Origin of the sequence: Vibrio sp. T13N (assembly GCF_032970445.1) — a bacterium.
In the GTDB taxonomy this organism is placed as follows: Bacteria; Pseudomonadota; Gammaproteobacteria; order Enterobacterales; family Vibrionaceae; genus Vibrio; species Vibrio diabolicus.
On the sequence record NZ_JAWJYE010000008.1, the window covers coordinates 80,214 to 106,157 of the forward strand.

The following is a 25,944-nucleotide window of genomic DNA, read 5'->3' on the forward strand; positions in this document are numbered from 1 at the left end:
GGTGTTGACTTGTCGATATGCATACAATAAGTTAAGCATACAGTAACCTAAAGCACTCGTTCGAGGTATGACAATGACAACTCAATCCAATGACAGTAACTCAATGGTCTTTGCTTATGTCCGTGTGTCGACTAAAGAGCAGAACGTGGACAGCCAATTGAGTGACATCTCAAAGCTTTACCCTGATGCGGAGATTACGACAGAGAAAGTGTCGGGTACTGTGCCAGCTAGAGAGAGGGCAGGGCTATCGGTTCTTCTTGGTAAGCTACGTAAAGGAGATACTCTAGTCGTATGGTGGGTTGACCGTTTAGGGCGTGACTATCGAGACGCTGAATCGACTATACGTGAGCTTCTCGACAGGGGTGTGTGCATTAAGACTATCAATCAAGGTCTGACGTTCTCATACTCAAGCAAAGATGATGACATGCAGAACATGGTCACTGACATCCAGATTACCATGCTCACGGCTATGGCTGCGGCAGAGCGTAAGAATCGCTTAGCGTCGGCTGAGGCTGGAAGACAAGCGCTTAAAGCTAACCCTGCGAAGTGGGCTGAGAAGTTCCAAGGACGCAAAGCTAATACCAAGCAGCATCAGCGTATCATTGAGTTGTTACTTGAGGGCAAGTCTATCCGTGGTGTCGCTCAGGAGCTTGGCTGTAATGCAAGTACCGTACAGAGAGTGAAGAAGAAGGCGGTTGAAGCTGGCACCGTGTTCTAAGTGTCGGCTGATTGAACAATAAGTGCTCACTTAGCAAGCTTTTGCGTGACCATATTCAAGTTGTTGCACTCACTAGTGACTACACATAACACAACCAAGTTGAGTTTCGGTATCTTTAGCTCACCTTAAGCACAAAGGAGCATTGATATGAACGACGTCTTAACTATTAAAGCCTCTAATCATCTTGATACTCAAACGCTGCTTACAACGCAAGACTCGCAGCTTCACCAAGAGGTGTGGGGGCATGTTAAAGCGTTAGTAGAGCTTGGTGTCTTTGAGGACGCTACAAATGGCATTGAGAATGTCTTAGCGCCTTACATGGCGGAGGTTAACGCCGAGCTTATCTAGGTCACTTGGGCGGGTGCAACGCCTGCCCTTGTCTGTTTTAGTTGGGTCAAGCCATCGAGGTATCAACGCTCTCATCCCCTGCCTTTACGCTCTCTTTGAGTCTCAACGCAATGCCAATCGAATTACGACTGCCTATAGGGCGCAGCCCGATACGGTGAGTCTGACAGGATGTTAATAACCTGTAATTACGACTGCCTATAAGAACAAACCCAATGCGGACTGTAGCCGCCAAACCACAGCAAGAAGTCACACATCAGAGTCACGCACTGAGTGGGCTTCAAGGCCATCACCTCGTAACCTCTCGGCTTCATAGAGAGTGAGTCTTAATGCCTTGGGCAAGCAGAGAGACAAAGAGCAACACATGCACCAGACGCAAAGCTTAAGAGTTCTCTTTAAGGGAAGCTTTAAGCTTGTAAGACGTGCTGGTGTAGGGCGTGGATACTTAAAGTCTGTCTTAAAGACTATCTTAAAGACGTGATTGTAGTTATTAACAATAACAATCACTTACTTAAAGTAGAGCTTAAAGTAGCTCTAAGACAGACTTAAAGTTCTGTGTCTTAACTCTCAATCATCCTTCCTTCAGCCTAGCTCTAATTATCTACTCAATGCCTTTCTTATATATGTTGCAATCTTGCAGAATTTTTCTGTAAGTGATTGTTTTTAAAGGATATGCAATGGCGTATATAAACAACTCTAAACTGAAAGCCAAGCTTGCTTACATCTTTCATTACTCAGACCTCAGCCGTCCTCAGAGGGATGTCTTTGATAATGCTTGTCGTTTGGCTGGTGGAGGCCGAGGGCTATCGAGAAGCCGAATCCTTCGGTTACTTCAGACGCTCGATACACTGACCTATGACAGTCTTGAAAGGCGTCTTAATGTCAGTCTCAAAGCACTAAACCGTGAATCGTACTCAAAGCGCACCATTGCGTTGTACTTATCTGTTTGCCGTAAGGTTGCGTCTCAGTTAGCACAAATGTATGGGATACAACGTCATGAGATAACAATCCCCGAAGAAAGTGAGCCTCAGTACAGGCCTAGTGTTAGCGATAAGCGAGTCTTTACTGTTGCTGAACGAATGCTACCGAAAGAGGCAAAGTATCTTATCGTGTCGATGTCGACGCTTGAAGAAGCTCTAAGGCTCAAGCCTCGTACTATTCGAGAGTCGCTAAAGCGGCTTGACCACCACGGCTATATCGTGTGTTTAGGTGGTGATGAAGGTGCGAACTACAGCATTACCTTTAAACGCTCGATACATGCCACATCAGCGCTATCACTCCAAGCAGCCTGATTAACCCTCAGATCTCCACAACCCATAATAGGCCACCACAAGGTCTACTTCACTTCAAACCCAACGCTTAACCGCAAAGCCATGCTGTCAGCTAGTCACTACGAGTCTTTCGTTGGTGTAGTTGGCTATGTGGGGCTTTCGGTGTGGCTTTACGATTAAGGACTCAATATGAATACACAGCTTCAAACGACACATCTATTACACAACGCTCAGCACCCACTAAGTATCTATTGCGATGGTTCAGCACCAGACAATCAGCACGGGTGTCTTCAAGGGGGTGTTGGTGTCGCTGTTTACGACGCTCTTGGACATTGCATTCAGGAGTACTCATCCTCCGTTCGCAGGGCTGGTGGTGTCACCAGTCAAAGGGCTGAGCTTCTGGCTCTCATCATTGCCTTACTTGTAGCTGGTGAGGGGGGACAATGTCTTTAGTGACAGTCAGTACTGTGTGCGGGGCTTCAATGAATGGCTTGATAGCTGGAAGCGTAACGCTTGGCGCAACTCAAGCAAGAAGCCTGTCGCTAATCAGGACTTATGGATGCTGATAGATGAGCTTAAAGCTATTCGTCCACGTGTTAGCGTTGAGCACGTAGCTGGTCACTCTGGCGTCAAAGGTAATGAGCATTCAGACTGCTTAGCGAGACAAGCAGCCGAAGGTAAAATGTAAAATGAAAGGTAACACTTGGGTAGACGTCAGGTGTTACCTTTTAATTCGTACTAGTTAGATAGTACATAGGGCTTTATGTCGAAGTCGAACGTAATGTTGTCCAATATAGGAGCTAATGCTGATGCGACATAAGCTTTACCATACCGTCCAAACGTTTCACTTCCGTCCCCATGACCCACATAGGCTGCTGCATGACTGCGGGATACGCCTGATTGCTTCAGGGCGTTGATGAAAGTGTGCCTGAAAGAATGGTAAGCCTTATGTTCGTTCTTGGCGTTAGGCAGCACTTTGTCGCGGAAGCGAGCAAACCATTTGGATGGTGCTTGTCCATACCCATCTCTTCCTCTCTTAAGCTCAGGAAAGACGCGCTCATGAGTGAGGTTCTGTACGTAGTCAACGAATCCTAGTTCAATTAATTTAGGGTGCAGTGGAATAGTGCGAATTGAACTCATATTCTTGGTTTTCTGGTCTTCTTGAGTATTGGTGATGGTCATAGTCCAAAGTCCGCTCTCATCATCTCTACGAACGTCACATACATGCAACTGACACAACTCGTTGAGACGAGCACCTGTATAAAGCCCTAGTACAGGTAGCCAGTAATAGTGTGGGTGTTTACTCTTACCTCCTTGGAAGTATGGATGCTGAAATAGGGTCTTTAAGTCAGACTCAGTGAACGCGCTACGCTCATCAGATGCCTTTTTCTTGGTCTTTACTTTGAGTCCTTTAAAGGCATTCTTGGACGCGTACTCATTCAACACGCACCAGTCGAAGAATGAGCTAACACCAGTCATTGTGTCATTTGCTGTGCTTACTGCCATCGGTGTCGGTTTGAGAGCAATGACATCATCAACAGGTAAGCCCTTAAAGCTCGACACTTTGTTGAGGTTCGCTGGTAACTGCAAGAGTTTATCCTTGAACATCAAAGCATCAGCACGCTTGAGAGAGTCAATAGGACGGTCGCCCAAGATGTATAGCATGAGTCGCATACGAGCCTTGTAGCTTTCAAAGGTCTTGGGTTGCATGTTGTCTTTTTCTCTATCCTTGAGGTAAAGCTCTACGCATTCAGATAACAGCAAGCTTTGATGTTCGCTCTCCGTCGGAGCTTGCGTTCCCCTTAGCTCATGAAGGTAGGTATCAGACGCATTAGGTAACTCAAGACGCTCTGCCATCACATCCGTGAGCTGAGTAGTTAATGAGGATAGTCCTTGTATCGACTTTCTACAGCTCTCGATGACAAGTTGTCTTTGATTTTCAAATGGTTGCTCTACAAAATACTCGTAGTGCTCTGACTCCATCGCACCCTCAATGATACGCCACGAGCGCGAAAGCTTGGCGTCATACTCACTCAATCTATTTTCGGCAAGGTCGCACATGAGTTCGCATAAATCATCTCTCATTGCCTCAATACCCGTAAAGACGCTCTCACGCTCCTTTAGTGGCGCAGTAAAGACTTGTGCGTGTAGTAAGCTCTGAGTTCCTACTAGGTTGCCAGACGTCGCTTGAGTGATTTCTTTGTGTTGAGCTTGGCTAGCTTTGACGTCAACGAGCACCTCAAGTGGGTTACTTGCGTAGCCTTTAGGTTTGCTTGTCGTTGTTGCGAGAGTCTCATGCTGCGCAAATAGGACGTCATGCTCTACAGATAGCTGACGCGCTCTAACACGAGCTTCTGCGACAGACTTGGTGCGCAGTGAGATTTTGATGGACTTTTTGTTGCCAAAGAATGGCTGAGAGTGGGTTGGGATACGGCGTTGATAGTACCAGTTACCGTTTGCCCGTTGTGTCATGTGCAAAGTGTCATCTCCGTCCATATGTAGAACAGGATGTACCTCAATTTCTCTTTTCATAGGCATATATAAAAAGAAAGCCCCTGAAAAATCAGAGGCTTACATGATGTTTGGTGGAGCTGGCGGGAGTTGAACCCGCGTCCGAAAACCGTTCATCATTGGTACTACATGCTTAGTCGATCTTTAATTTCGCCACCCACCTGCGAACCGACACGCTAATGAATGACTAGCCTGAATTAAAATTCGCCGTTCATCTCTCAGGCGGGAGAATCCGGGCTAGCGCGTTTGGGTTTGATCCCTCGTTATTCCCCGTCTTACGTGCGGAAGCTAGGGCGAGAGAGCTCTGAGCAGGTTATTAAGCTGCTAGTGCGTAGTTTTCGTCGTTTGCGACTATTTTTTTGCGGTTTGTTAACGAGGCCTACCGCACCTCGGCATGCACCTCAGACTTCTGAATTCCCGTCGAATCCTAAATCAGCCCCAGGTAATATTCGCATAGTAACAGAAAAGCATTGGCTGTCCAGTACTATGCGTTTAAGTGGTCAAGATTAACGCAGTGTACTCTTCATTACGCGTGCTTTCTCTCTTGCCCAGTCTTTTTCTTTTAAATCCGTACGTTTATCGTGCAGCTTTTTACCTTTTGCTACGCCAATTTTTAGTTTCACCCAAGAGCGAGACCAGTACAGAGAGAGCGCCGTTAATGTCATACCTTCACGGTTCACACGTCCGAATAGGTTGTCTAGTTCACGACGACTCATTAGTAGTTTACGCACACGTGTGGGGTTCGCCACAACGTGTGTCGATGCCTGATTTAAAGGAGTGATTGTCATGCCACTCACAAAGGCTTCACCGTCACGCATAAATACGTAACTTTCAGAAATATTGGCTTTACCTTGGCGAAGGGCTTTCACTTCCCAACCTTGGAGCTCCAAGCCAGCTTCGATTTCATCATCGATGAAATACTCGTGGCGAGCTTTTTTATTCAGCGCGATAGTATTGCTACCCGCTTTTTGTTTCGTTTTTTTCTTTGCCATAATAGCGACATTATACGGGTTGGATATCGGATAGGAAATCCTTTTATTTGCGCAATCGTGGAATAAAAGTAAAATTGGCAGGAGCTTTAAATCTGTACATGTATCGATAGGAGTATGTATGAAGCAAGTCAGCCGTTCTGCGCTTGTGTCTTTTAGTGCTGAACAGATGTTCAATCTGGTTAACGATGTTGCTAAATACCCTGAGTTTCTGCCTGGTTGCTCGGGCTCTAGAATCATTGAGTCTTCGGGTAATGGTATGGTGGCTTCTGTCGATGTGGCGAAGGCTGGTATCAGCAAAACGTTTACTACTTCAAATGAGCTGATCCCAGGCCAAGCAATTATGATGAACTTGGTGGATGGTCCGTTTAAGACATTGCGTGGTGGTTGGATTTTTACCGCGCTAGATGAGCAAGCTTGCAAGGTTGAGCTAAAGCTTGAGTTTGAATTCTCAAGTAAAATGATTGAGATGGCCTTCGGTAAGGTTTTTAACGAGCTTACCAGTAACATGGTAAATGCATTCACTAAACGCGCAAAACAGGTCTACGAGTGTTATGAGTATTGAGTCAGATATGATTCACGTAGAGGTTGTCTATGCTCTTCCTCATGAACAGCGTGTATTTAATTTAGTGGTGAATAATCACGCAACGGTAGAAGAGATCATTCGACAATCTGGCGTGTTAGAGTTATACCCTGAAATTGATTTATCTAAGAATAAAGTGGGTGTGTTTAGTCGTAATGTGAAGTTAGATGCGACCGTTCGAGATCGAGATCGAATAGAGATATATCGTCCGTTACTCGCAGACCCGAAAGAGATTCGTCGTAAGCGGGCGGAGCAGGCTAAAGCCGAGGGGAATGCAGACCCAGTCACCGGTGGTAAGCCTAGCTCTGTACGTAAGAATAAGTAGACTTGATATCAATCCCAATGGATGGCGTCATTGATTCAAAGTGTGATTGCGCGATATCTAGATAATAAAAACCTCTCATGTGAGAGGTTTTTTGCAAAAGTCGTTTACTGAATCTGCTCGTAAAAAGCGTCACTTTTTGGGAAGTCACCACTGATATCTGCGAGTGTGCCTTGATCGTTAAAGTTAACGATCAGGTCTTTTTGCACTGGATCACCGTGACCAGGAGTATGGTGATAAATGTAGTACCAAGTGTTTGGGTAGCCGTTTTCAATAAGCATTGGCGACCCTAGTACGAAGCGAACCTGTGCTTTAGTCATCCCAAACTTTAATTTATCTACCGCACTTTGTTCTACATAGTTGCCTTGGTTGATATCAATGCGATAAACCAGTTTTTCCAATACCGAACATCCTGTCAGCAATGTCATTGCTAATGGTACGGCAACTAACCACTTCTTTAATTGCATAATAATTTCTTAGTAACCTTTAAAATACTGCGCTGATAATAAACAAGCTCGACGCAGATGTAAAAAGCTATGCGTCGTATGATAGGAAATCTGACAACGAATTTTGAGTTGAGTTGCATTTATTGATTCTCTCACATGTATGTTTATGTCGATGAGCGGTTTTCTATCCAGTTTAAGCGGTAACTAATGACAAATAGCCAAGTTATTGAGCTATGGGTGGCACTGACCATTATTTCGAAAGGGAATCAGCACCCAAGCACTTTGATATGGTGATGGGGGAGGTAGAGTCACGGAGCAGTGTTCGTGACTCTATCTTTGGAAGAGCATGGCTAAGCGGCGATGAGGAGCTCTTTGGCGTTTGCAAGGGTAGAATCTGTAATTTGGCTACCTCCAAGTAGGCGAGCTAATTCTGCCACACGCTGTTGTTCATCTAATGCGTGCATTTGTGTTTCGGTTTGGCCAGCTTTGGTTTGTTTAGCCACGAACATTTGTTGATGGCCACACCCCGCAACTTGAGGGAGGTGAGTGACACATAATACCTGAGTAGACTCGCCAAGCTTGCGTAGCATTTTGCCGACTACAGCTGCTGTTGGACCACTAATACCGACATCCACCTCATCGAAGATCAAGCTTGGTGTATCCACTTTCTGAGCGGTAATCACTTGGATAGCTAATGAGATGCGTGATAGCTCACCGCCTGACGCAACTTTTGCTATAGGTTGCAATGGCTGTCCTGGGTTGGTCGATACTAAGAAGCACACACTGTCCATGCCAAGTGGTGATGGGTGCGTGTTTTCATTGCTGACTTCGATATTGAATACCGCTTTTTCCATGCTCAATTCGTGCATGCTTTGCGTGATCAGCTTATTCAGCTCTTTAGCGTAACGGCTGCGTGATTTGTGTAGTTTTTCTGCTTGGTTTAGGAAGCTTTGGTACTTTTGTTCCACTTCTTGCGCGAGTTCATCTAAACGTTCATCAGAGCAATCTAACGCTTCTACTTGGGCCAGAAGATCTTGGTGATGTTGGTATAGCTCTTCTGGCATCACGTGGTGTTTGCGAGCAACAGACATCACTTTAGAAAAACGTTCTTCTACATAAGCCATACGAGCAGGATCCACATCGATGCCATCTAGATAACTGCGTAATTCGTTCTTCGTTTCTTCTAGTTGAATCATCGCTTCTGACAACATGTTGGGTAGCTCAGATAGCTTTTCATCTAACTCAGCTAGTTGAATTAGGGAGTGATTGGCCGATTGCAAAATACCAAGCGCATTGACTTCTTCACCTTCGTAAATAAGTTCGATGGCTTGCTGACAGGTAGTGGCGAGTTCACCACTATTGGATAGTCGTTTGTGCTCTTGCTCGAGCTCTGCAAATTCTTCTTCACCTAGCGATAACTCATTTAGTTCTTTGATTTGGTATTCAAGCAACTGTTTTTGCGCCTGGTTTTGCTGGCTATTTTCTTTTAGTTGCTTGAGGTTATTGTCTGCCTGACGCCAATGCTGGTAAGCACTTCGTGTGCTTTTTAGTAGGTTTAGATGACCTGCATATTGGTCGAGCATGGCCATTTGGTGTTCGTTTTTCATCAATTGATGATGAGCGTGTTGCCCATGGATATTGATCAGCAGTTGCCCTAGAGATTTGAGTTGTGATAGTGGGACAGGACTGCCATTAATGAAGGCTCTTGAGCGACCTTCTTTTGTGATGATGCGACGCAAAATACATTCACTGCCATCAAGCAGATCGTTATCTTCTAGCCAACGCGTTGCATGTAGGTTGTTGTCCAGTAAAAAAGCGGCACTAACTTCGGTTTTTTCTTCACCTTGTCGAACCATGCCAGCTTCGGCTCGTCCGCCTAAGCAGAGCCCAAGTGCATCGATAGCAATGGATTTACCCGCGCCTGTTTCACCTGTGATGGTGGTCATGCCCTTAGACAGCTCGAGTTGTAAAGACTTAACAATCGCAAAATTATTAACACTTAGATGAGCCAGCATTTTTATTTACCTGTATAACTGAACAATACTGTATAAGAGAACAGTATATACTGTTTCTTTATACAGTAAAGGCAGGTGAGAAAAAATTTCTGTGTGGGGTGCTTTTTTGTGATGAAGTGGGAAAAATGAGCCGAAGTGATTACAACGACTCATTAAAATTGAACAGGTTACGGACGAGTTGGGTTAATCGTGAGCGGCTCTAATGTGACTACTGCATTCACACCAGCACCTGGATGATCCACGTATGATGTGTCTTGCATTAGTGTGTAGTAAACGTCGACGAAGTCATCATCATTCGTTAGGACGCCGTCAGGGATAGTGTCGATGATCTTATTCGTGATTTGCGGAATAATCGCGTAAGCCTGAACTTCTGGATCTGGAATCGCTTTCAATACTTCTTCGGCAACTTGAACAAGGAGTTTTGCCAACTGTTTATAGTCTGTACCATCATCTTGTTCCATGAGCACGATGTCCGCAGCGCCCCAGCGGTAACGAGACCAGTGAATAATGATCTGATTTGGGTAGTAATCTTGGTTATCGTAGTCTAAGTATGGAAGCTCCACTAAATCGAGAGTCGGTTCATCACGACTTGGATTGACGCCCGTTACGATAGCGTAGATTTCTGCCTTGCCAGAGATCCAAGGTTCTTTGTCATCGGCGAGACGGATCTTTTTCAACTGCGTTGTTTGAATTGGAGCCGCTTCGCCCACTGTGCTACTTGACAATAGCGGTGCATTTTGGCGTTGTTCATCAGCAATATATGGTTGAACTAAAGCTGGCTGACCGAGTTTTTTCATCTCAGCTTGCATAGCTTGCAAGCCTGCTTTTAGCTCTGCAGAGCTGTTGTTATCAACAACGAGTACAGGTACCTCAGGGAGTTGGTAAACATCGAGTTGATGGATGTTGCCATACACATCAAATGCTTCGATATATTGCCAATTCTCATCATCACCACTTGGTTCAAATGCAAATAATGGCTCGACCTCGCCACTTTGCCATGCTGTTATCATGCTCTCATTCGCTAAACGAACTTCCAGCAACTGATCTGAGTATTCAGAAATACCTTTCCAGCTACGAATTTGAGTGTCAGCTTGTACAAGCTGATGGCTAAACTCGGAGTTGGGGTTTTGTTGAACAAATGCTGATACAGAGACGCTAGTCTGTTGTGGAGTAATATCTCTTCTCAACATGGGTTCAATGGCAGCATAGTGCTCACTCAATTGTTGAGCGAGGGCACGCTTCGTCTTAGTGATATCTTCCGCTTTTGCGTTGGATACACTGTTGACTTGCGTTTCCTCTGATTGGCAGCCAATAAGTGCTAATGTACTGAGAACAGACAGAATGATGGTTTTCTTCATAATATGTCCTTTATTGATTTTATGAAATAGAGTTAATACTCTATTCATGGTGAGAATATCACCGGACATAGATCATTGAATTTGCTTTTCTATCTTTTGTGTAAACTTTGCCCACAGGATCAAAATTTATAAACTTCTCTTTAATGACAGTAAATATCGTGTCGCCTCACTACTTTGTGTCTATTTCTTGTCTAAGAAAGCCAAAAGCCAGTGGCAATTAAGCTGCTGGCTTTTTTATTGAAGTCATTTCCCTGAGTAACAAGTGTTAGAATAATTTACTAGACCAACCAAGCTTGTTACGTAAAACGTGATAGTAGCTGTAGTCTTTGGGATGGATGAGTTTGAGCACATTTGGACTTTGATAGATGTGGATTTCGTCTCCTGGAGAAACAGGTAGAGACACTTGTCCATCACAGCTAACTTCTTGTGTTCCTCGGTTCTCTGGTGACACCACCAATTTAATTCGACGCTTTCCATCAACCACCAAAGGTCGACTCGACAAGGTATGAGGGAACATTGGCACGAGTGAAATGGCATTCAAGCTCGGCGAAAGAATTGGACCACCGCCAGAAAGCGAATATGCGGTCGAGCCCGTTGGTGTGGAAACAATCAAACCATCGGCTCGTAAAGAGAAGGCGAAGCTTTCATCAATGTACACTTCAAATTCAATCATATGGGCAATTTGCCCTGGGTGAAGTACAGCTTCATTTAGCGCAGCGTTGTGGCTTTTAATTTGCCCGTGACGGTGTACTTCCGCTTCTAAGAGAAAGCGCTCTTCTTCAATATACTCACCGTCGAGTACCGCTTGCAGAGACGCTTGGAACTCGTCTGGGTTTAAGTCAGTTAAGAAGCCCAGGTTGCCACGGTTCACCCCTATGACTGGAACATCAAATCGGGATAAAATTCTTGCCGCGCCTAGCATGTTGCCATCCCCACCAACCACAATGGCTAGATCGGCATTTTTTCCTAGTTCAACTAAACTGGCAAATTGACTCTGCGGGATATCATCCAGTATTGCGGCAAGGCGATCGTCAATAAATACTTTATAGCCTTCAGAGGTCAGCCATTGGTACAACTCTTTATGAGTTTGAATTGCTTGTTGATCTCTTGGTTTTCCGATAATCGCGATCACGTTACATGGATTTTTCATAGCATTTCCGCATTAAAGAGGCTTGAATCAGGAATCTTCATCCCCATAATAATGGCAAGTCACCTAAATATGCGAATTTTTATGTGGTTAAAGCCCGCAAAAACGCGCATGGCTTTAAGGGCATTATGTTGAATTCTGGAGATATCATGAGCAACGAAGAAAACAAAGTTACAGAAGAAGAGCTTGATCAAATCATCGAAGAGGCTGAAAAAGTAGAAGCTGAAGCACAAGAAGTTGAAGCTGAGCTTGAAGAAATTGGTGATGAGACAGACGCTAAGATTGCTCAACTAGAAGCGGCACTATTGTCTAGCGAGGCAAAAGTAAAAGAGCAGCAAGATGCGGTGTTGCGTTCTAAAGCTGAAGTAGAAAACATGCGTCGTCGTACCGAGCAAGAAATCGATAAAGCACGTAAGTTTGCGTTGAACAAGTTTGCCGAAGAGTTGCTTCCTGTTATTGATAACCTAGAGCGTGCAATTCAAGCGGCAGATACAGAGAATGAAACGGTTAAGCCGTTCCTAGAAGGTGTTGAGTTAACACACAAAACGTTTGTCGACGTTGTGGCGAAATTTGGCTTGAAAGCAATCAACCCTGAAGGTGAAGCATTCAACCCAGAGTTCCATCAAGCGATGTCGATTCAGGAAAGCCCTGATCATGAATCAAACACAGTTATGTTTGTTATGCAAAAAGGTTACGAACTAAACGGCCGTGTGATTCGTCCGGCAATGGTAATGGTTGCTAAATAACCTTAACTGCCTGTTTTTAAATATAAAGCGCCCATCATTTTTTGATGGGCGCTTTTTTGTTTTAAACGTAAGTTGTTGTAATGAGCTTCATTGTATATCGATAAAATGGAAGTTTGATCCCCTTCATATTTTTTCTTATTGGTTAATTATTTTCCTATAGGAGATTTCTTCTCATCTCACTGCGTGTTTATGAACGAAGAGGGCTATAAGTAATTGTAATTATTCGTTGTGTGAATGTTTGTCCTGCATAGGAATGTAAAGATAGTCATTTTTTCTACAATAGTTTCGTTAACAAAAATGTAAATTATCACTTTATTTTGTAACCTTCGTGTGTATGATTTGCGACTAATGCTTTAAAAGTAAGCATATATAACTACAAAGATGTAAATAGCAAACACAACATATCGGAGATTTATAATGGATAAATCGCTTTCTAGTAAGATTTTTATAGGCTTGTTTGCCGGCCTTGTGCTCGGAACAGCAATTCAGTACTTATTTAGCGGTATTGCGATTTTTGATACATACCTACTTGGAGCAGCAGAAGGCGTTGGCGGCATGTTTGTCTCGCTGATCAAATTGCTTGTTGTTCCTTTAGTTTACGTTTCAATCGTATGCGGCATTGTTGACTTGAAAGACATCAGTGCATTTGGTCGTCTTGGTGGAAAAACTTTTACCCTCTACATTCTTAACACCATCATTGCGATTACGGCGGCTTTGACTGTTGGTTTGATTTTCCAGCCAGGAGCTGGTGCTAATCTGGCAGGAACGGTATCTGAGGCCGTACAGCTGACGACGACAGAAACGCCGGACATTTTCTCTCTAGTTGTTAACATTGTTCCTAGCAACCCAGTACAAGCGTTTGCTAACGGCGACATGCTGCAAATCATCTTCATGGCAATTCTGACAGGTCTTGCAATTCAAGCTTTGGATTCTCGTGGTGGTCCTGCCATCCGCACGTTCAAAATGGCAAATGAAATCATGATGAAACTGGTTGGGTTAGTGATGAGTCTTGCGCCATATGGTGTGTTCGCGCTAATGATTCAATTGGGTGCAACACTAAACGCCAATACATTGATGTCCGTGGCTGGTTATGTGGCCTTGGTGGTTGCGATGTTGGTGTTCTGGATCTTCTTCTTCTATCCAATGGCAGTAAGTCTTGCGACAGGGACCTCTCCAAAGACTTTCCTACGTGCAACTCGTGAGCAGATTCTGTTCTCTCTATCTACCGCGAGCTCAAACGCGACTATCCCGGTAACGATGCGTACACTGACAGAAAAGCTTCAGGTCTCTAAATCGGTTGCTGGCTTCGGTGTACCACTGGGCGCAACGATGAACATGTCTGGTGTGTCTATCTATATTGCTCTAGCAACGATGTTTGTTGCGAACGCTTTTGGCCAGCCAATTAACACCGCAGACATCTTCACGCTTGGTTTAACTATTCTTCTATTATCTATTGGTGCTGGTGGCGTTCCTGGAGGCGGCGTGGTAATGGTAGGCGTTTTGCTTCACCAACTAGGCTTACCACCTGAAGGCTTGGCAATTATTGCTGCGGTTGACCGTATTAATGACATGTTCTGTACGTCTTCAAATGTTGTGGGCGACACGGCGGTAAACACCATTGTTGCAAAAACAGAAGGTGAGATTGGTAAAGAAGAAGGCGTTGACGCTGAGCCTGCTCAAGCGAACGCATAATGTCTTGAATCATTTATTTTAACCCTAATATTGAAGCGAGCTCTTATGAGCTCGTTTTTTGTTTAGGAAGAGTCGGGCATAAATAAATTCATCTGGGAAATGGCGTTTTGTTGCGCTACAGCAGTGTGACGAGTTCCCAACTAATCAGAAAGAAACACATAAATTTCGAAAAAAGACGCTTTTTTTTAATTCTGCCCTTGAAAAGCATTTTGCCGCCCTTATCTATGTGGCATAGAGAAGCAAACATTGATTATTTTTGTTTGTGAGCAAGGGTTGAAACCCGATTCTCCTCCCCCCACATTGGGGTTATAACCAAACGAAAATAGAATTTATTCGGAGATAGCCAGATGGGTAAAATCATTGGTATTGACTTAGGTACTACTAACTCATGTGTTGCTGTATTAGACGGCGACAAACCACGTGTAATTGAAAACGCAGAGGGCGAACGTACTACTGCATCGGTTATTGCTTACACTGACGGTGAGACGCTAGTAGGTCAACCTGCGAAACGTCAAGCAGTAACTAACCCAGAAAACACGCTATTTGCAATTAAGCGTCTAATCGGTCGTCGTTTTGAAGACGAAGAAGTTCAGCGTGACATCCAAATCATGCCTTACAAAATTGTTAAGGCTGACAACGGTGACGCTTGGGTAGAAGCAAAAGGCCAAAAAATGGCGGCTCCTCAGGTTTCTGCTGAAGTTCTTAAGAAAATGAAGAAAACTGCTGAAGATTTCCTTGGTGAGGAAGTAACTGGCGCAGTTATCACAGTACCTGCTTACTTTAACGATGCTCAGCGTCAAGCTACAAAAGATGCTGGTCGTATCGCAGGTCTAGAAGTTAAACGTATCATCAACGAACCAACAGCAGCAGCGCTAGCTTACGGTCTTGATAAGAAAGGCGGCGATCGCACTATCGCGGTATACGACCTTGGTGGTGGTACATTCGATATCTCTATCATCGAAATCGATGAAGTTGAAGGCGAGAAAACATTCGAAGTTCTAGCGACTAACGGTGATACTCACCTTGGTGGTGAAGACTTTGATAACCGCCTAATCAACTACTTAGTAGACGAGTTTAAGAAAGAGCAAGGTATCGATCTTAAGAACGATCCACTAGCAATGCAGCGTGTTAAAGAAGCAGCAGAAAAAGCGAAAATCGAGCTTTCTTCTACTTCTCAAACTGACGTAAACCTACCTTACGTTACTGCAGATGCAACTGGTCCTAAGCACATGAACATTAAAGTGACTCGTGCAAAACTAGAATCTCTAGTTGAAGACCTAGTACAACGCTCTCTTGAGCCACTAAAAGTAGCTCTAGCTGACGCTGATCTATCAGTAAACGACATCACTGACGTAATCCTAGTTGGTGGTCAGACTCGTATGCCAATGGTTCAAGCGAAAGTTGCTGAGTTCTTTGGTAAAGAAGCGCGCCGTGACGTAAACCCTGACGAAGCAGTAGCAATGGGTGCTGCAGTTCAAGGTGGTGTACTTGCTGGTGACGTTAAAGACGTACTACTACTAGACGTAACTCCACTGTCTCTAGGTATCGAGACAATGGGTGGCGTAATGACTAAGTTAGTTGAGAAGAACACAACTATCCCAACTAAAGCGAACCAAGTTTTCTCTACAGCGGAAGACAACCAGAGCGCGGTTACTATCCACGTTCTACAAGGTGAGCGTAAGCAAGCGATGTACAACAAGTCTCTAGGTCAATTCAACCTAGAAGGCATCCAGCCTGCACCACGTGGTATGCCACAAATCGAGGTTACTTTTGACCTTGATGCGGACGGTATCCTACACGTGTCAGCGAAAGACAAGCAGACTGGTAAAGAACAGAAGATCACTATCCAAGCTTCTGGCGGCCTGAGCGATGAAGACATCGAGAAAATGGTTCAAGAAGCAGAAGCTAACAAAGAAGCGGACAAAAAGTTCGAAGAGCTAGCGACTGCACGTAACCAAGCTGACCAAATGATTCACGGTACTCGTAAGCAAGTAGAAGAAGCTGGTGAAGCACTACCTGCAGAAGAGAAAGAGAAGATTGAAGCAGCAATTTCTGAGCTAGAAACAGCGCGCAAAGGCGAAGACAAAGAAGCTATCGATGCTAAAGTTCAAGCACTAATGACAGCTTCTCAAAAACTGATGGAAATCGCTCAACAACAAGCTCAAGCGCAGCAAGCACAAGGTGCTGACGCCGATGCACAGTCTAAAGAAGACGACGTTGTAGATGCTGAGTTCGAAGAAGTTAAAGACGACAAGAAATAATATTTCTTAACCAGATGGCTGCAAAGCCATCTGGGGTCGATAAGACTTCGTGTGCGGGCGTTTGGGGCAACTCTTACGCCCGTCTGTTTGTAAACGCTGTCTTTCTAGTTAAGTATGTTGCGGATAAGTGCACTTACCTAGAACGATACAAACACCAAGCGGTGAATCGATGCCGTTTGTAGTAATTAACTGGTGACGAAGAACATGTCAAAACGTGATTTTTACGAAGTATTAGGCGTAAGCCGTGATGCCTCAGAGCGCGATATCAAAAAGGCGTATAAGCGTCTAGCGATGAAATTCCACCCAGACCGAAACCAGGGTGATGAGTCTGCGGCGGACAAGTTTAAAGAAGTAAAAGAAGCGTACGAAGTTCTGACCGACCCTCAAAAGAAAGCGGCGTACGACCAGTACGGTCATGCTGCTTTTGAACAAGGCGGCGGTGGTTTCGGTGGCGGCGGCTTTGGTGGCGGCGGTGCTGATTTCGGCGACATCTTTGGCGATGTATTTGGCGACATTTTTGGTGGTGGTCGTCGTGGCGGTGGTGGTCACCGTGCTCAACGTGGTGCGGACTTACGTTACAACATGGAACTAACGCTAGAAGAGGCGGTTCGTGGTGTAACGAAAGAGATCGAAGTACCAACACTCGTACACTGTGATACCTGTGATGGTAGTGGCGCGAAGAAAGGCTCATCTGCTGAAACATGTGGTACCTGTCATGGTCATGGTCAAGTACAAATGCGCCAAGGCTTCTTCGCAGTGCAACAAACCTGTCCAACCTGTCACGGTAAAGGCAAGATCATTAAAGACCCTTGTAATGAGTGTCATGGTCAAGGCCGTAAACAGAAAACCAAAACACTTAACGTTAAGATCCCTGCAGGTGTTGATACTGGCGACCGTATTCGTCTATCTGGCGAAGGTGAAGCGGGAGAGATGGGAGCTCCAGCGGGTGACTTGTATGTACAAGTGCACGTGAAAGAGCACCATATCTTCGAACGTGATGGTAACAACCTATACTGTGAAGTGCCTGTAAGCTTTGCGATGGCGGCTCTAGGTGGTGAAGTTGAAGTGCCAACTCTAGATGGTCGCGTAAGCCTAAAAGTGCCTTCAGAAACGCAAACAGGTCGTATGTTCCGCATGCGTGGTAAAGGAGTGAAAGGCGTTCGCGGTGGCGGTATCGGTGACTTGATTGTTAAGTTGGTTGTTGAAACACCAGTAAACCTAAGCTCACGCCAAAAAGAACTGCTCAAAGAGTTTGAAGAGTCTTGTGGTGGTGAGGCGGCGACAAAGCATAAGCCTAAATCAGAAGGCTTTTTCAACGGTGTGAAAAAGTTCTTTGATGATTTAACCAGCTAAGACGTTAGTGAAAAGCACAAATACAAAGGCCTGCTAAAATGCAGGCCTTTTTGCATCTCGGTGTTCTTTTTAATTCCAGCAATCACTTGGTTCTTCGACATTTGTTGACGTTAAAGTAATCGTTTTAGCGCCAGTCAAGCACTCGTCGTCGTCTTGTCCCAGAGCCGATTTTGCTGTTGCTGTAATGGTATAGGCCGTACTTGCAGAGCTCGCAATATTGAAAGAAAATCTATCTGTGTCTGAATCACATAGAGTGCATGTGCCTCCAGAGATAATATGACTCCAGTCGTACCCACCATCATAAGATGTCTCTAGCTCTAGCTGAATTCGACTAAGATCGCTCAAGGCAACCGTCCTATGAGACTTGAGCACATGATTGGTGTAAGAAGGGTAGGCGACAGCCGCAATGATCCCAACAATCACTACGGCTATCAGTAATTCGATCAATGTCATCCCTCCCAATCTTTTTTTGTAGCTGTTACAGCGAGAAATTCGAATCATCACGAGTAGTTTCCTTTTCACTTTTCCGCCTATTTTTGGCAGGTGATAGCATCTGTGCAAGATGAATTACGGCCCTTCTGCCGTTTACATAGGAATTTGGGAAATGCCTCGCGGGTTTACGTTGTTGGAGCTTCTTATTACTGTTGCTGTACTGAGTATTATATTGGCGTTTGCAGCTCCAAGCTTTAGCCGTGTTTCACAAACTGTGCAAATGCAGCGATTGGCAACTGAATTAGCTGGTTTTCTAAGCCAAAGTAAGTCCGAGGCGGTAATGAGAAATCAAAAGTTATATATACATTTCTCAATGGCTAAAAACGTTGTTGTCAGTCAAGGTGCATGGTCTCTACAGTTAACTGACTCATCTAGCGGCTCAGGGGGAGTAATCTTAAACCTTTCCGGCTCCGCATACTCTGAATTATCTTTGAAGCACAGTTACGATAATCAAAAAATAAGCTTCGATGAGGTCCGTGGACGGCCCCAAGGAGGAAATATAGAGTTTTTCCCAACCAATGCTCAAAACATAAAACTACAAGCAAAGCTCTCAAACCCTCCTGGGAGGATTAAGATTTGTAGTAATTCTGGAGCGAAGTTATATGATTACCATCAGTGCTAACAAACGCTATCAAAGAGGTAGCTCTTTAATTGAATTAATGATTAGTTCTTTAATTGGGTTAATTGTTCTTAGTGTAGTGGGCTCTATATTCTTGAGTTTACAAAAAACAGCAAAAGAAAAAAGCTTAGAGCTAAATTTATTGCAAGGTCTTAATATCACTTTATCTGTTATGAAAGAAGATATTCAAAGAGCAGGTTATGATGGTGGGAACGGTAGTTCACTCAAATTATCCGGAGCTACAGGAACCATAATGCTGAGCGGCGCCTCTTCTGTTGGTTTTGTGTATTTTAAAGAAGACTCAGCTGCCAATGAAGACTATCGAAATATTAAGTATGAGAAGAGAGATACTCGGTTTTTTATATGTGAAAAAGGCGTTGTGTCTCAAACACAAATATTATCTTTTGATGGTATAGATTTTTGTCGTTCTCTATTTGATGATGATATTTTCCAAGTCACCCAATTCACCGTTAGTTCAGAAACAGTGACTAATGGAGGAAATGTAAGTTCGGTCACGAACGTTAAGTTAGGTTTGCAAACGATTGATGGAGTCTTTAGTGAAGTCGCGGAGTTTTCTATCAAACAAAGGAATTGGCAATGACATCTAAATATAGCTATTCCGGTTATACCACTTTGCTTGTGACTTCTATACTTTTATTACTTGCTTTAATTGCATCATTAGCATCATCCAAAGGTGTATTTTTTCAAATAAAAGTTGCGCAAAACGAAATAAAATCTCGACAAGCACATTGGTTAGCTGAAGGAGGTGTTGAATGTGCATGGGCGCAATTTAGAGTTAGTAATATTGTACCTGCAGTAATAACAGATTGTGGCTCAGGGCTTTGGACGGTTCCGAATTTTACGAGTACTTCCAATGGGTATTTGGTTACTTCTAATGTTGGATTTACAAGCATTAGTAAGGAGATTATTTTGGGAGGTAACTTGAGCTATGGTGCAATGCAGTCTAGTGCCGACATTTACTTTCATTCTAGTGCAACGTTTTCTACTCCAGATCCAGGGGAATTGAGCAGCGATGGGTGGGAGTGTATTGCGTTAAGGTATAAAAAGCGCTTTTACTCCTCTTCAGTTGATAATAAAGGCGTAATTCATGGAGAGTCTCCCTATGCCGATTTTAACAACCCTACAAATAAAGATTGTGCAAACACGACGGCAAACCGTCATCTCTCATCTAGTGTTGGCGGGGTTGGTGCTGGTGATGATTTTACTCAAGATACAGATTTAAAGCCATTTGAATCCTTCTTTGGAGTAAAGGCTGAAGAGCATAACGATGTCCGAGATAATGGTGTATTTCATGTTATGACGGGCTCAGTGGCTGGTGGCATACCTAATTGTGGTGCTGCTTTAACAGCAGAAATTCAGTCAGGGAAGCATCATTTATGGGTTGAAGGGAGCTGTGAAATCAAGCAATCGGAATACAATGATTTGGTGAATGCTACATCATCGACCAATGGCGTAACAGTGCTCATTCATGATGGTCTTTTCTCCGTGATGGGACCACCGAGCTCCGGCGCTACATCAAATAAGTTTAAAGGGGTCTTGTTTCATTTCAATCATGATTATGCTCCGGCAACAGCGGATTGGGTTGGGTTCGAAGCCAATGCTCACCTAAATCATGTGCCAAGTGTTGTAGAAGACTCATACAGGACAATAGCTTCTTATTATCAGCATGGTTCTTTTACGGTATCTGGTGGTCAATATTTTGATAGTGAAGATCAGGCAGCGGTTTTCTTCGATTCTTTGGACTTTAGATACAATAAAGATGTGATAGACAATTCAAGGAATGCGCATGCAATTCCTAGATGGAAGAAGGGCTCTTGGAATGATCTCTAAACAAAAAGGTTTTAACCTTCTTGAAGTTCTAATTTCTTTTCTGCTTATCGGTGTTGGGGCTCTAGGTTTAACGAAGCTAAACGTGTATCTAGAACGCGAATCCGAATATGCCATAAAAAGTATTGAAGCACTGCGTCTAGCAGAAAACCAGCTCGAATGGTTCCGGACGCGTGGTGCTTCTGCGGCGATGTCTACCATCACACCTGCAAATTTTGCTTCTATTGCAACAGGCTCTTCTGTTACTGGATCTTATGTCGTCGAGTGGGAAGTTCCAGCTGCCACGGTTTCAGGAACACTGAAAACTATCACTATTACCTCTAGCTGGAAGGATAGAATCGGCGAGACGCGATCAGTTCAGCTTAAAACGATGATCTCACAATACAGTGAATTCGAAAACTAAGTTCAATTGCATGCATGCGCTGAGACAAATGCGGGTGTAATTCCTGTTTGATACCGGATTTGTCACGGTTAATAAATGGTTTTTGAACTGTTAATCGAGTTGATGTGCTACTGTTTTTATTATGTTTAATTGAAGTGGTGTTTTTGCAAAATATGTCTCCAATTATGAAAAAAAATATAGAACCTTGTGCTTTCTCCATTAGTGTTTACTAGAATACTCGTTGGATAGTAGGCCGTCATAATTACTCAAATAGGCCTTGGCACCAACATCATTCACTATGGAGTTACCATGAGTAACCAAGCTGTAAATAAGGCACCATCATCGAAGCCGAGCGGGATGGAGCGCTTTTTAAACTTTATCGAGAGGACAGGTAACAAAATCCCTGATCCTGCGATTTTGTTCTTCTGGGCATTGATCATTACTTGGGCGGCGTCAGCACTTTTGTCGAATGTATCATTCGATCTTCCAAACCCTCGAACGGGCGAAGCTCTTACTATCACCAACTTACTTACGGGCGAAGCGCTAGCAAGTTTCCTTGCGAACATGGTGACGACGTTTACTGGCTTTGCGCCACTGGGTATCGTACTTGTCGCAATGCTAGGTGTGGGTGTTGCAGATTCTTCGGGTTTTATTACGACGGGTCTTAAGAAGATGCTGAACTTCACGCCAGCTAAGCTTCTTACTCCAATGCTTATTTTGGTTGCCATTGTATCGCATACTGCGGCAGATGCAGGCTATGTTCTGGTTATTCCTCTTGGCGGTATTATCTTCCATGCGGCAGGTCGTCACCCTTTAGCGGGTATTGCGGCAGCATTTGCAGGTGTATCTGGTGGTTTCTCTGCAAACTTTATCCCTTCTGGTATCGATCCACTACTAGCTGGCTTTACACAAACCGCGGCGCAGGTTCTTGACCCTGAATATGTGGTTAACCCATTAGCGAACATCTTCTTCACTGGCCTATCTTCCATCATTATTGTGGGGATTGGTTGGTACGTGACAGAGAAAATCATCGAGCCTCGTTTATCAAAAATGCCAATTGATGACGATGCGGAAACCGCGCCAAACCTAGGTTCATTTACTGAACTGGAATCAAAAGCATTCCGTTATGCAGGTTGGGCAATGATGGCGGGTATTGCCTTACTTGTTGCAGCATTAATTCCAGAAACATCAGCGCTACGCTCGCCTGAAGGTGAAATTACGGCCTTCTCAGCACCGATCATGAAATCTATCGTGCCGCTGATCTTTATTCTGTTTATCATTCCTGGTTACGTTTACGGTAAAGTGTCAGGTACGTTCAAGACCAGCAACGACATTATCAAAGCGATGGCTGATACCATGTCGACCATGGGCGCATACATTGTTATGTCGTTCTTCTGTGCTCAGTTCCTATCTGCATTTGCTCAGTCAAACATCGGTACGATGCTAGCGTTGTATGGCGCAGAAGGCTTAAAAGCTATGAACCTACCAGGTGAAGTGACCATCATCGGTATGATCCTTCTAACCGCGTCTGTAAACCTACTTATTGGTTCGGCATCGGCAAAATGGGCTTTAATTGGTCCAATCTTAGTGCCAATGCTAATGGCGGTTGGTATCTCGCCTGAGCTATCTCAAGCGGCTTACCGTGTGGGTGACTCTGTATCGAACATCATTTCGCCTCTAATGGTATTTTTCCCTCTTGTAGTGGTTTACTGTCAGCGTTATGTGAAGTCGGCTGGTATCGGTACGCTTGCGTCACTAATGATGCCATTCTCGATCGCAATGCTGATCGGTTGGTCTATCTTCCTAGTTGCTTATTGGATGGTAGGTATCCCGCTAGGCATTCAAGCTCCTTACACTTACACAATGTAAAAACGTGTAGGGTGTGAAAGCCGCTAATTGGCAGCCAAAAAGCGCAGGTCTTCGATCTGCGCTTTTTTGTTCTCGCAAAACGAACATCGATAGGTCTTGTAACTAGGTTTTTTGGAGTTGCAAACTTTGTCCCGTGATGTGTTGCTGTAGTGAAACCGAAGTTGGTGCTAAAATTCCTGAATTCAATCGTTTTTTGTTTCTTTGGAGCCTCCTTTGTCTAACCATCCGTTTACCCCTCAAGATGAATTGTTTATGCGCAGAGCGATGGTGCTTGCTGAGCAAGCAGAAGCTGAGGGGGAAGTACCTGTCGGCGCAGTGCTTGTCAAAGATGGTGAAATTATCGCTGAGGGTTGGAATCGCTCTATTGGTACTAATGACGCTACCGCACATGCTGAGGTTCAAACACTGCGTAAAGCAGGCCAAAAGATAGAAAATTACCGCCTTCTGGATACGACTTTGTATGTAACACTTGAGCCATGTCCAATGTGTGCCGGAGCCTTACTGCATAGCCGCGTTAAGCGGGTCGTTTTTGGAGCGCCAGATTTAAAAGCGGGAGCAGCAGGAACAGTGCTTAATTTGTTTGAAAGCCAAGCTGCTTACCATTACGCCTTAGTTGAAAAGGGGCTGCTAGAAGATGAGTGCCGCACTCAGCTACAAGCGTTTTTTAAGCGTCGCCGAAAGGAAATTAAAGCAAAGAAACAAGCACAAAAAGCATTAGAAAATGGAGAGAGCGAACAAGGTAGTGGGAGTAGTGAGGGCTAGCAAACACCTACAACGTGGTAGATGTTTGCTTGGACGCACTAGTGATTGACTAAATGTACAAAAACACGATTACGTGAACTTACTTTCTTTTTCATACATGTCAGTTTACGTTTACGTCGGATAGCAGCTACTGTGTTATTTAAACGCTTTGACTGCACTCTACGTCTTCTCATATTCAAAACCTCCTGCAGACAAGACTTATACCAGTAAATAGCGGTTCATCGATGCTTTACAATAGGCTCGATAATCGCACTAAACATTTGATGGTTTAACGTTCTTCATTTGACTTCTGCATTGCACAGAGCCAGCAAACAATTTCAATACGGTGCTTAATAATATGAGTGACGTTATTTCGGCAGAGCGTAGCCGAAAGCGCCGCTTCATCAAGTGAGCTAAACCATGTGGTTACGAAGCAATCTGTTACAAAGCAATCAGTTTAACTAATGGTGAAGAAAAGGCGACCAACCATAGGAATGATTGAGTGTGGTTGGTGTCACTCAGAATATTGGATTCTAGATAAGTTTTCGCTAGGACTCAACAAAAATGACGAGCYCATGRGCTCGTCATTTTTTAGTTTACAGCGGGTCTATTCTTCAGGGCTTTCTTGTTCGGTGTCTTCTTCAACCGTGACGTCAGAAGCGCCAGATATTTGCTCTACAACGGTCTCTACTGCTCCTGATATCAAAATGTCAGGGTTGAGCGGCGGGATAACTTGCAAGTCATCGCTATTCTCATCAATCGCTGGTCTTTGGCTGACATGACCAATGATGGATTGGTAGTAACGTCGAATATTTTCTACGTAATTACGCGCTTCATCACCTCTGGCGTACCCATAGCGAGTTTGACTGTAGTAACGCTTCTGACGCAGTAAAGGCAATCTGTCTTTTACATCCGCCCAAGCGTTTGGATCGCCACCTTGCGCTTTAGTAAGTCGTCGTGCGTCCATCATGTGGCCATAGCCAATGTTGTATGAAGCCAGGGCAAACCATATTTTTTCATGCTCGTTGATGCTATCAGGCACGCGACCTACAATGCGACGTAAGTACTCGACACCACCACGAACAGATTGCTCAGGGTCTAAACGGTTTGTTACCCCGACGCTTTTCGCTGTTGGCAGAGTAAGCATCATCATCCCTCTAACACCCGTTGGCGATTTTGCCGCTGGCTTCCAGTGTGATTCTTGATACGCCAATGCTGCAATTAAGCGCCAGTCGAACTCTTCGCTGTACTTTTGGAATAAAGGTGCCCACTTAGGTAATTTGTCATCCAGAGCTCGAATGAATGCGCGAGTATCAACGTAGTCAAATGCTTCAATATGACCAATGTACTTCTCTTCGAGAGTGGACAGTTCACCTGATTGTTTAATGTTACCGAAAAACTCTATCAGCATCGCATACAAACTTTCGTCTTCAGAGCGTCGAGTAAACCACGATACTGGTTGATCTTCTGTAAGTTCAAACGCGAGCGCAAGATCGGGGTAAAGGCGCTGAGCTAGGGAAAGTTCTACAGAGTCAGTCACAGTAAAACGCAACTCACCAGTGGATACATATTTAAGTAAGTCTCTCGTGTCAGCATCGCCAACAATTTCAAACTGTAGCTCTGGGTATTGCTTCTTTAATGCGGTTAGGGTCGGAACATATTGCGATTGTTCGACGATCTTTAATGTTTGCGCGCCAGCATTTGTATCTTCGTCAGATTCGCTGTCTTTCGATGCTTGGTATTCAATCAGCTGTTCGATATCACGTGGTCGAAGTTGCCCCTTTTTATACACAACTTGTTGGCTTACATAATAATAAGCAGGGCCCGGTCTAAAGCGTTTTACCGCTTGTGACGTTTGATTTAAGCCCGTAGCGATGAGATCGATATCTCCTTTCTTAAGAGCAGGAAAAAGCTCAGCTTGGCGAAAGGCAGGTTTAATCTCGAGCTTGACGCCGAGCTGCTCCGCAAACTGACGCGCCAATTCGTAATCCAACCCAGCGGGACCATCGGGACCAATATAATAGGAAAGCTGATTGTTTAGCGTGCCAACACGAAGCACGCCACGTTCCTGAATTTTTTCGAATTCACTTTTGGGTTCCGACTCAATCTGGCAGGCAGAGAGTAGTAGCACAGAAACAAAAATTAGGGCGCTGCGCTTGAGTCGGTTGAGCTGGCTTATTTGCATTAATAGGTACATCTTAGGAAATTTCTATTTGCCTTTATATCAAAGCGAGCT

Annotated in this window: 23 protein-coding genes, 1 other RNA gene and 1 pseudogene; 16 read left to right on the forward strand and 9 right to left on the reverse strand. The window is 44.3% G+C overall.

Going from position 1 to position 25,944, the window contains the following annotated elements; genetic code table 11:
- Window positions 1-73: 73 nt before the first annotated feature.
- From R2S67_RS14595 to R2S67_RS14610, 4 genes and pseudogenes are all read left to right on the forward strand, one after another.
- A complete protein-coding gene (locus R2S67_RS14595; RefSeq protein WP_005482959.1) occupies window positions 74-718 on the forward strand; it encodes a recombinase family protein in 645 nt (214 codons plus the stop codon).
- 147 nt (window positions 719-865) lie between these two features.
- Window positions 866-1,066, forward strand: coding sequence for a hypothetical protein (locus R2S67_RS14600; protein ID WP_005479249.1), 201 nt, complete (start codon window positions 866-868; stop codon window positions 1,064-1,066).
- Between the two features lie 674 nt (window positions 1,067-1,740).
- Entirely contained in the window at window positions 1,741-2,355 is a 615-nt protein-coding gene (locus tag R2S67_RS14605; RefSeq protein WP_213964408.1) for a hypothetical protein, read from the forward strand.
- 168 nt (window positions 2,356-2,523) lie between these two features.
- Window positions 2,524-3,022: pseudogene (locus R2S67_RS14610) on the forward strand (RNase H family protein).
- A 50-nt stretch (window positions 3,023-3,072) separates the two neighbouring features.
- Here the strand turns inward: R2S67_RS14610 and R2S67_RS14615 are convergent.
- The 3 genes from R2S67_RS14615 to smpB form a co-directional block, all read right to left on the reverse strand.
- On the reverse strand, window positions 3,073-4,806 hold the full coding sequence (locus R2S67_RS14615; protein ID WP_228841877.1) for a site-specific integrase: 1,734 nt from the start codon (window positions 4,804-4,806) through the stop codon (window positions 3,073-3,075).
- Window positions 4,807-4,917: 111 nt separating this feature from the next.
- Window positions 4,918-5,285, reverse strand: a transfer-messenger RNA (tmRNA) gene (gene ssrA / locus R2S67_RS14620).
- A gap of 66 nt (window positions 5,286-5,351) precedes the next feature.
- The gene (gene smpB, locus R2S67_RS14625) at window positions 5,352-5,837 is read right to left on the reverse strand and encodes an SsrA-binding protein SmpB (RefSeq protein ID WP_005391476.1); all 486 of its coding nucleotides are present in this window, start codon (window positions 5,835-5,837) and stop codon (window positions 5,352-5,354) included.
- A gap of 118 nt (window positions 5,838-5,955) precedes the next feature.
- Between smpB and R2S67_RS14630 the strand changes: the two genes are divergently transcribed.
- The gene (locus tag R2S67_RS14630; RefSeq protein WP_005391473.1) at window positions 5,956-6,399 is read left to right on the forward strand and encodes an SRPBCC family protein; all 444 of its coding nucleotides are present in this window, start codon (window positions 5,956-5,958) and stop codon (window positions 6,397-6,399) included.
- A complete protein-coding gene (locus tag R2S67_RS14635) occupies window positions 6,389-6,742 on the forward strand; it encodes an RnfH family protein (RefSeq protein WP_005391471.1) in 354 nt (117 codons plus the stop codon). Before R2S67_RS14630 ends, R2S67_RS14635 begins: the two co-directional genes overlap by 11 nt.
- Window positions 6,743-6,846: 104 nt before the next feature.
- Here R2S67_RS14635 and bamE read toward each other — a convergent pair whose 3' ends face one another.
- The 4 genes from bamE to nadK form a co-directional block, all read right to left on the reverse strand.
- A complete protein-coding gene (bamE, locus tag R2S67_RS14640) occupies window positions 6,847-7,206 on the reverse strand; it encodes an outer membrane protein assembly factor BamE (protein WP_005391468.1) in 360 nt (119 codons plus the stop codon).
- 329 nt (window positions 7,207-7,535) lie between these two features.
- The gene (recN, locus tag R2S67_RS14645; RefSeq protein ID WP_048626075.1) at window positions 7,536-9,200 is read right to left on the reverse strand and encodes a DNA repair protein RecN; all 1,665 of its coding nucleotides are present in this window, start codon (window positions 9,198-9,200) and stop codon (window positions 7,536-7,538) included.
- A 167-nt stretch (window positions 9,201-9,367) separates the two neighbouring features.
- Complete coding sequence (locus R2S67_RS14650; protein ID WP_317345338.1) at window positions 9,368-10,558, reverse strand: DUF3103 domain-containing protein; 1,191 nt, start codon at window positions 10,556-10,558, stop codon at window positions 9,368-9,370.
- A gap of 265 nt (window positions 10,559-10,823) precedes the next feature.
- Window positions 10,824-11,708, reverse strand: a complete 885-nt coding sequence (nadK, locus tag R2S67_RS14655; protein ID WP_005391462.1) for an NAD(+) kinase — start codon at window positions 11,706-11,708, stop codon at window positions 10,824-10,826.
- A gap of 146 nt (window positions 11,709-11,854) precedes the next feature.
- On the opposite strand from nadK, the gene grpE reads away from it, so the two are divergent.
- The 4 genes from grpE (at window position 11,855) to dnaJ (ending at window position 17,757) form a co-directional block, all read left to right on the forward strand.
- Window positions 11,855-12,451, forward strand: a complete 597-nt coding sequence (gene grpE, locus R2S67_RS14660; RefSeq protein WP_012842091.1) for a nucleotide exchange factor GrpE — start codon at window positions 11,855-11,857, stop codon at window positions 12,449-12,451.
- A 417-nt stretch (window positions 12,452-12,868) separates the two neighbouring features.
- Complete coding sequence (locus tag R2S67_RS14665) at window positions 12,869-14,143, forward strand: dicarboxylate/amino acid:cation symporter (RefSeq protein WP_012842090.1); 1,275 nt, start codon at window positions 12,869-12,871, stop codon at window positions 14,141-14,143.
- A gap of 347 nt (window positions 14,144-14,490) precedes the next feature.
- Window positions 14,491-16,404, forward strand: coding sequence for a molecular chaperone DnaK (gene dnaK, locus R2S67_RS14670; RefSeq protein WP_005391455.1), 1,914 nt, complete (start codon window positions 14,491-14,493; stop codon window positions 16,402-16,404).
- A gap of 204 nt (window positions 16,405-16,608) precedes the next feature.
- Window positions 16,609-17,757 carry a molecular chaperone DnaJ gene (dnaJ, locus tag R2S67_RS14675; protein WP_005391453.1) on the forward strand — a complete coding sequence of 383 codons (1,149 nt, stop codon included), beginning with the start codon at window positions 16,609-16,611 and terminating at the stop codon, window positions 17,755-17,757.
- Between the two features lie 69 nt (window positions 17,758-17,826).
- Here dnaJ and R2S67_RS14680 read toward each other — a convergent pair whose 3' ends face one another.
- Complete coding sequence (locus R2S67_RS14680; RefSeq protein ID WP_054867884.1) at window positions 17,827-18,258, reverse strand: type IV pilin protein; 432 nt, start codon at window positions 18,256-18,258, stop codon at window positions 17,827-17,829.
- Window positions 18,259-18,361: 103 nt separating this feature from the next.
- Here R2S67_RS14680 and R2S67_RS14685 point away from each other — a divergent pair, with 103 nt between their 5' ends.
- From R2S67_RS14685 to tadA, 6 genes are all read left to right on the forward strand, one after another.
- Window positions 18,362-18,871 carry a GspH/FimT family pseudopilin gene (locus R2S67_RS14685; protein ID WP_047010169.1) on the forward strand — a complete coding sequence of 170 codons (510 nt, stop codon included), beginning with the start codon at window positions 18,362-18,364 and terminating at the stop codon, window positions 18,869-18,871.
- Window positions 18,852-19,469, forward strand: coding sequence for a PilW family protein (locus R2S67_RS14690; RefSeq protein ID WP_104974426.1), 618 nt, complete (start codon window positions 18,852-18,854; stop codon window positions 19,467-19,469). The genes R2S67_RS14685 and R2S67_RS14690 overlap by 20 nt, the downstream gene beginning before the upstream one ends.
- Window positions 19,466-20,719: a hypothetical protein gene (locus R2S67_RS14695; protein WP_047010167.1), complete on the forward strand. Its 1,254-nt coding sequence runs from the start codon at window positions 19,466-19,468 to the stop codon at window positions 20,717-20,719. Before R2S67_RS14690 ends, R2S67_RS14695 begins: the two co-directional genes overlap by 4 nt.
- On the forward strand, window positions 20,709-21,119 hold the full coding sequence (locus R2S67_RS14700) for a prepilin-type N-terminal cleavage/methylation domain-containing protein (protein WP_005381606.1): 411 nt from the start codon (window positions 20,709-20,711) through the stop codon (window positions 21,117-21,119). The genes R2S67_RS14695 and R2S67_RS14700 overlap by 11 nt, the downstream gene beginning before the upstream one ends.
- 288 nt (window positions 21,120-21,407) lie before the next feature.
- Complete coding sequence (locus R2S67_RS14705) at window positions 21,408-22,967, forward strand: AbgT family transporter (protein ID WP_017635695.1); 1,560 nt, start codon at window positions 21,408-21,410, stop codon at window positions 22,965-22,967.
- 252 nt (window positions 22,968-23,219) lie between these two features.
- The gene (gene tadA, locus R2S67_RS14710) at window positions 23,220-23,729 is read left to right on the forward strand and encodes a tRNA adenosine(34) deaminase TadA (RefSeq protein ID WP_411057606.1); all 510 of its coding nucleotides are present in this window, start codon (window positions 23,220-23,222) and stop codon (window positions 23,727-23,729) included.
- A gap of 586 nt (window positions 23,730-24,315) precedes the next feature.
- Here the strand turns inward: tadA and mltF are convergent.
- On the reverse strand, window positions 24,316-25,893 hold the full coding sequence (gene mltF / locus R2S67_RS14715; protein ID WP_182033352.1) for a membrane-bound lytic murein transglycosylase MltF: 1,578 nt from the start codon (window positions 25,891-25,893) through the stop codon (window positions 24,316-24,318).
- Window positions 25,894-25,944 lie beyond the last annotated feature (51 nt).

What these genes read in the sequence shown, in the direction of transcription:
- tadA (WP_411057606.1), top strand. Translation starts at nt 23,220, where the DNA reads ATGCGCAGAGCGATGGTGCTTGCTGAGCAAGCAGAAGCTGAGGGGGAA.
- R2S67_RS14595 (WP_005482959.1), top strand. Translation starts at nt 74, where the DNA reads ATGACAACTCAATCCAATGACAGTAACTCAATGGTCTTTGCTTATGTC.
- R2S67_RS14680 (WP_054867884.1), bottom strand. Translation starts at nt 18,258, where the DNA reads ATGATTCGAATTTCTCGCTGTAACAGCTACAAAAAAAGATTGGGAGGG.
- R2S67_RS14690 (WP_104974426.1), top strand. Translation starts at nt 18,852, where the DNA reads ATGATTACCATCAGTGCTAACAAACGCTATCAAAGAGGTAGCTCTTTA.
- R2S67_RS14600 (WP_005479249.1), top strand. Translation starts at nt 866, where the DNA reads ATGAACGACGTCTTAACTATTAAAGCCTCTAATCATCTTGATACTCAA.
- R2S67_RS14635 (WP_005391471.1), top strand. Translation starts at nt 6,389, where the DNA reads ATGAGTATTGAGTCAGATATGATTCACGTAGAGGTTGTCTATGCTCTT.
- R2S67_RS14615 (WP_228841877.1), bottom strand. Translation starts at nt 4,806, where the DNA reads ATGACACAACGGGCAAACGGTAACTGGTACTATCAACGCCGTATCCCA.
- R2S67_RS14605 (WP_213964408.1), top strand. Translation starts at nt 1,741, where the DNA reads ATGGCGTATATAAACAACTCTAAACTGAAAGCCAAGCTTGCTTACATC.
- mltF (WP_182033352.1), bottom strand. Translation starts at nt 25,893, where the DNA reads ATGCAAATAAGCCAGCTCAACCGACTCAAGCGCAGCGCCCTAATTTTT.
- R2S67_RS14650 (WP_317345338.1), bottom strand. Translation starts at nt 10,558, where the DNA reads ATGAAGAAAACCATCATTCTGTCTGTTCTCAGTACATTAGCACTTATT.
- nadK (WP_005391462.1), bottom strand. Translation starts at nt 11,708, where the DNA reads ATGAAAAATCCATGTAACGTGATCGCGATTATCGGAAAACCAAGAGAT.
- bamE (WP_005391468.1), bottom strand. Translation starts at nt 7,206, where the DNA reads ATGCAATTAAAGAAGTGGTTAGTTGCCGTACCATTAGCAATGACATTG.
- R2S67_RS14685 (WP_047010169.1), top strand. Translation starts at nt 18,362, where the DNA reads ATGCCTCGCGGGTTTACGTTGTTGGAGCTTCTTATTACTGTTGCTGTA.
- dnaK (WP_005391455.1), top strand. Translation starts at nt 14,491, where the DNA reads ATGGGTAAAATCATTGGTATTGACTTAGGTACTACTAACTCATGTGTT.
- dnaJ (WP_005391453.1), top strand. Translation starts at nt 16,609, where the DNA reads ATGTCAAAACGTGATTTTTACGAAGTATTAGGCGTAAGCCGTGATGCC.
- smpB (WP_005391476.1), bottom strand. Translation starts at nt 5,837, where the DNA reads ATGGCAAAGAAAAAAACGAAACAAAAAGCGGGTAGCAATACTATCGCG.
- recN (WP_048626075.1), bottom strand. Translation starts at nt 9,200, where the DNA reads ATGCTGGCTCATCTAAGTGTTAATAATTTTGCGATTGTTAAGTCTTTA.
- R2S67_RS14695 (WP_047010167.1), top strand. Translation starts at nt 19,466, where the DNA reads ATGACATCTAAATATAGCTATTCCGGTTATACCACTTTGCTTGTGACT.
- R2S67_RS14665 (WP_012842090.1), top strand. Translation starts at nt 12,869, where the DNA reads ATGGATAAATCGCTTTCTAGTAAGATTTTTATAGGCTTGTTTGCCGGC.
- R2S67_RS14705 (WP_017635695.1), top strand. Translation starts at nt 21,408, where the DNA reads ATGAGTAACCAAGCTGTAAATAAGGCACCATCATCGAAGCCGAGCGGG.
- grpE (WP_012842091.1), top strand. Translation starts at nt 11,855, where the DNA reads ATGAGCAACGAAGAAAACAAAGTTACAGAAGAAGAGCTTGATCAAATC.
- R2S67_RS14630 (WP_005391473.1), top strand. Translation starts at nt 5,956, where the DNA reads ATGAAGCAAGTCAGCCGTTCTGCGCTTGTGTCTTTTAGTGCTGAACAG.
- R2S67_RS14700 (WP_005381606.1), top strand. Translation starts at nt 20,709, where the DNA reads ATGATCTCTAAACAAAAAGGTTTTAACCTTCTTGAAGTTCTAATTTCT.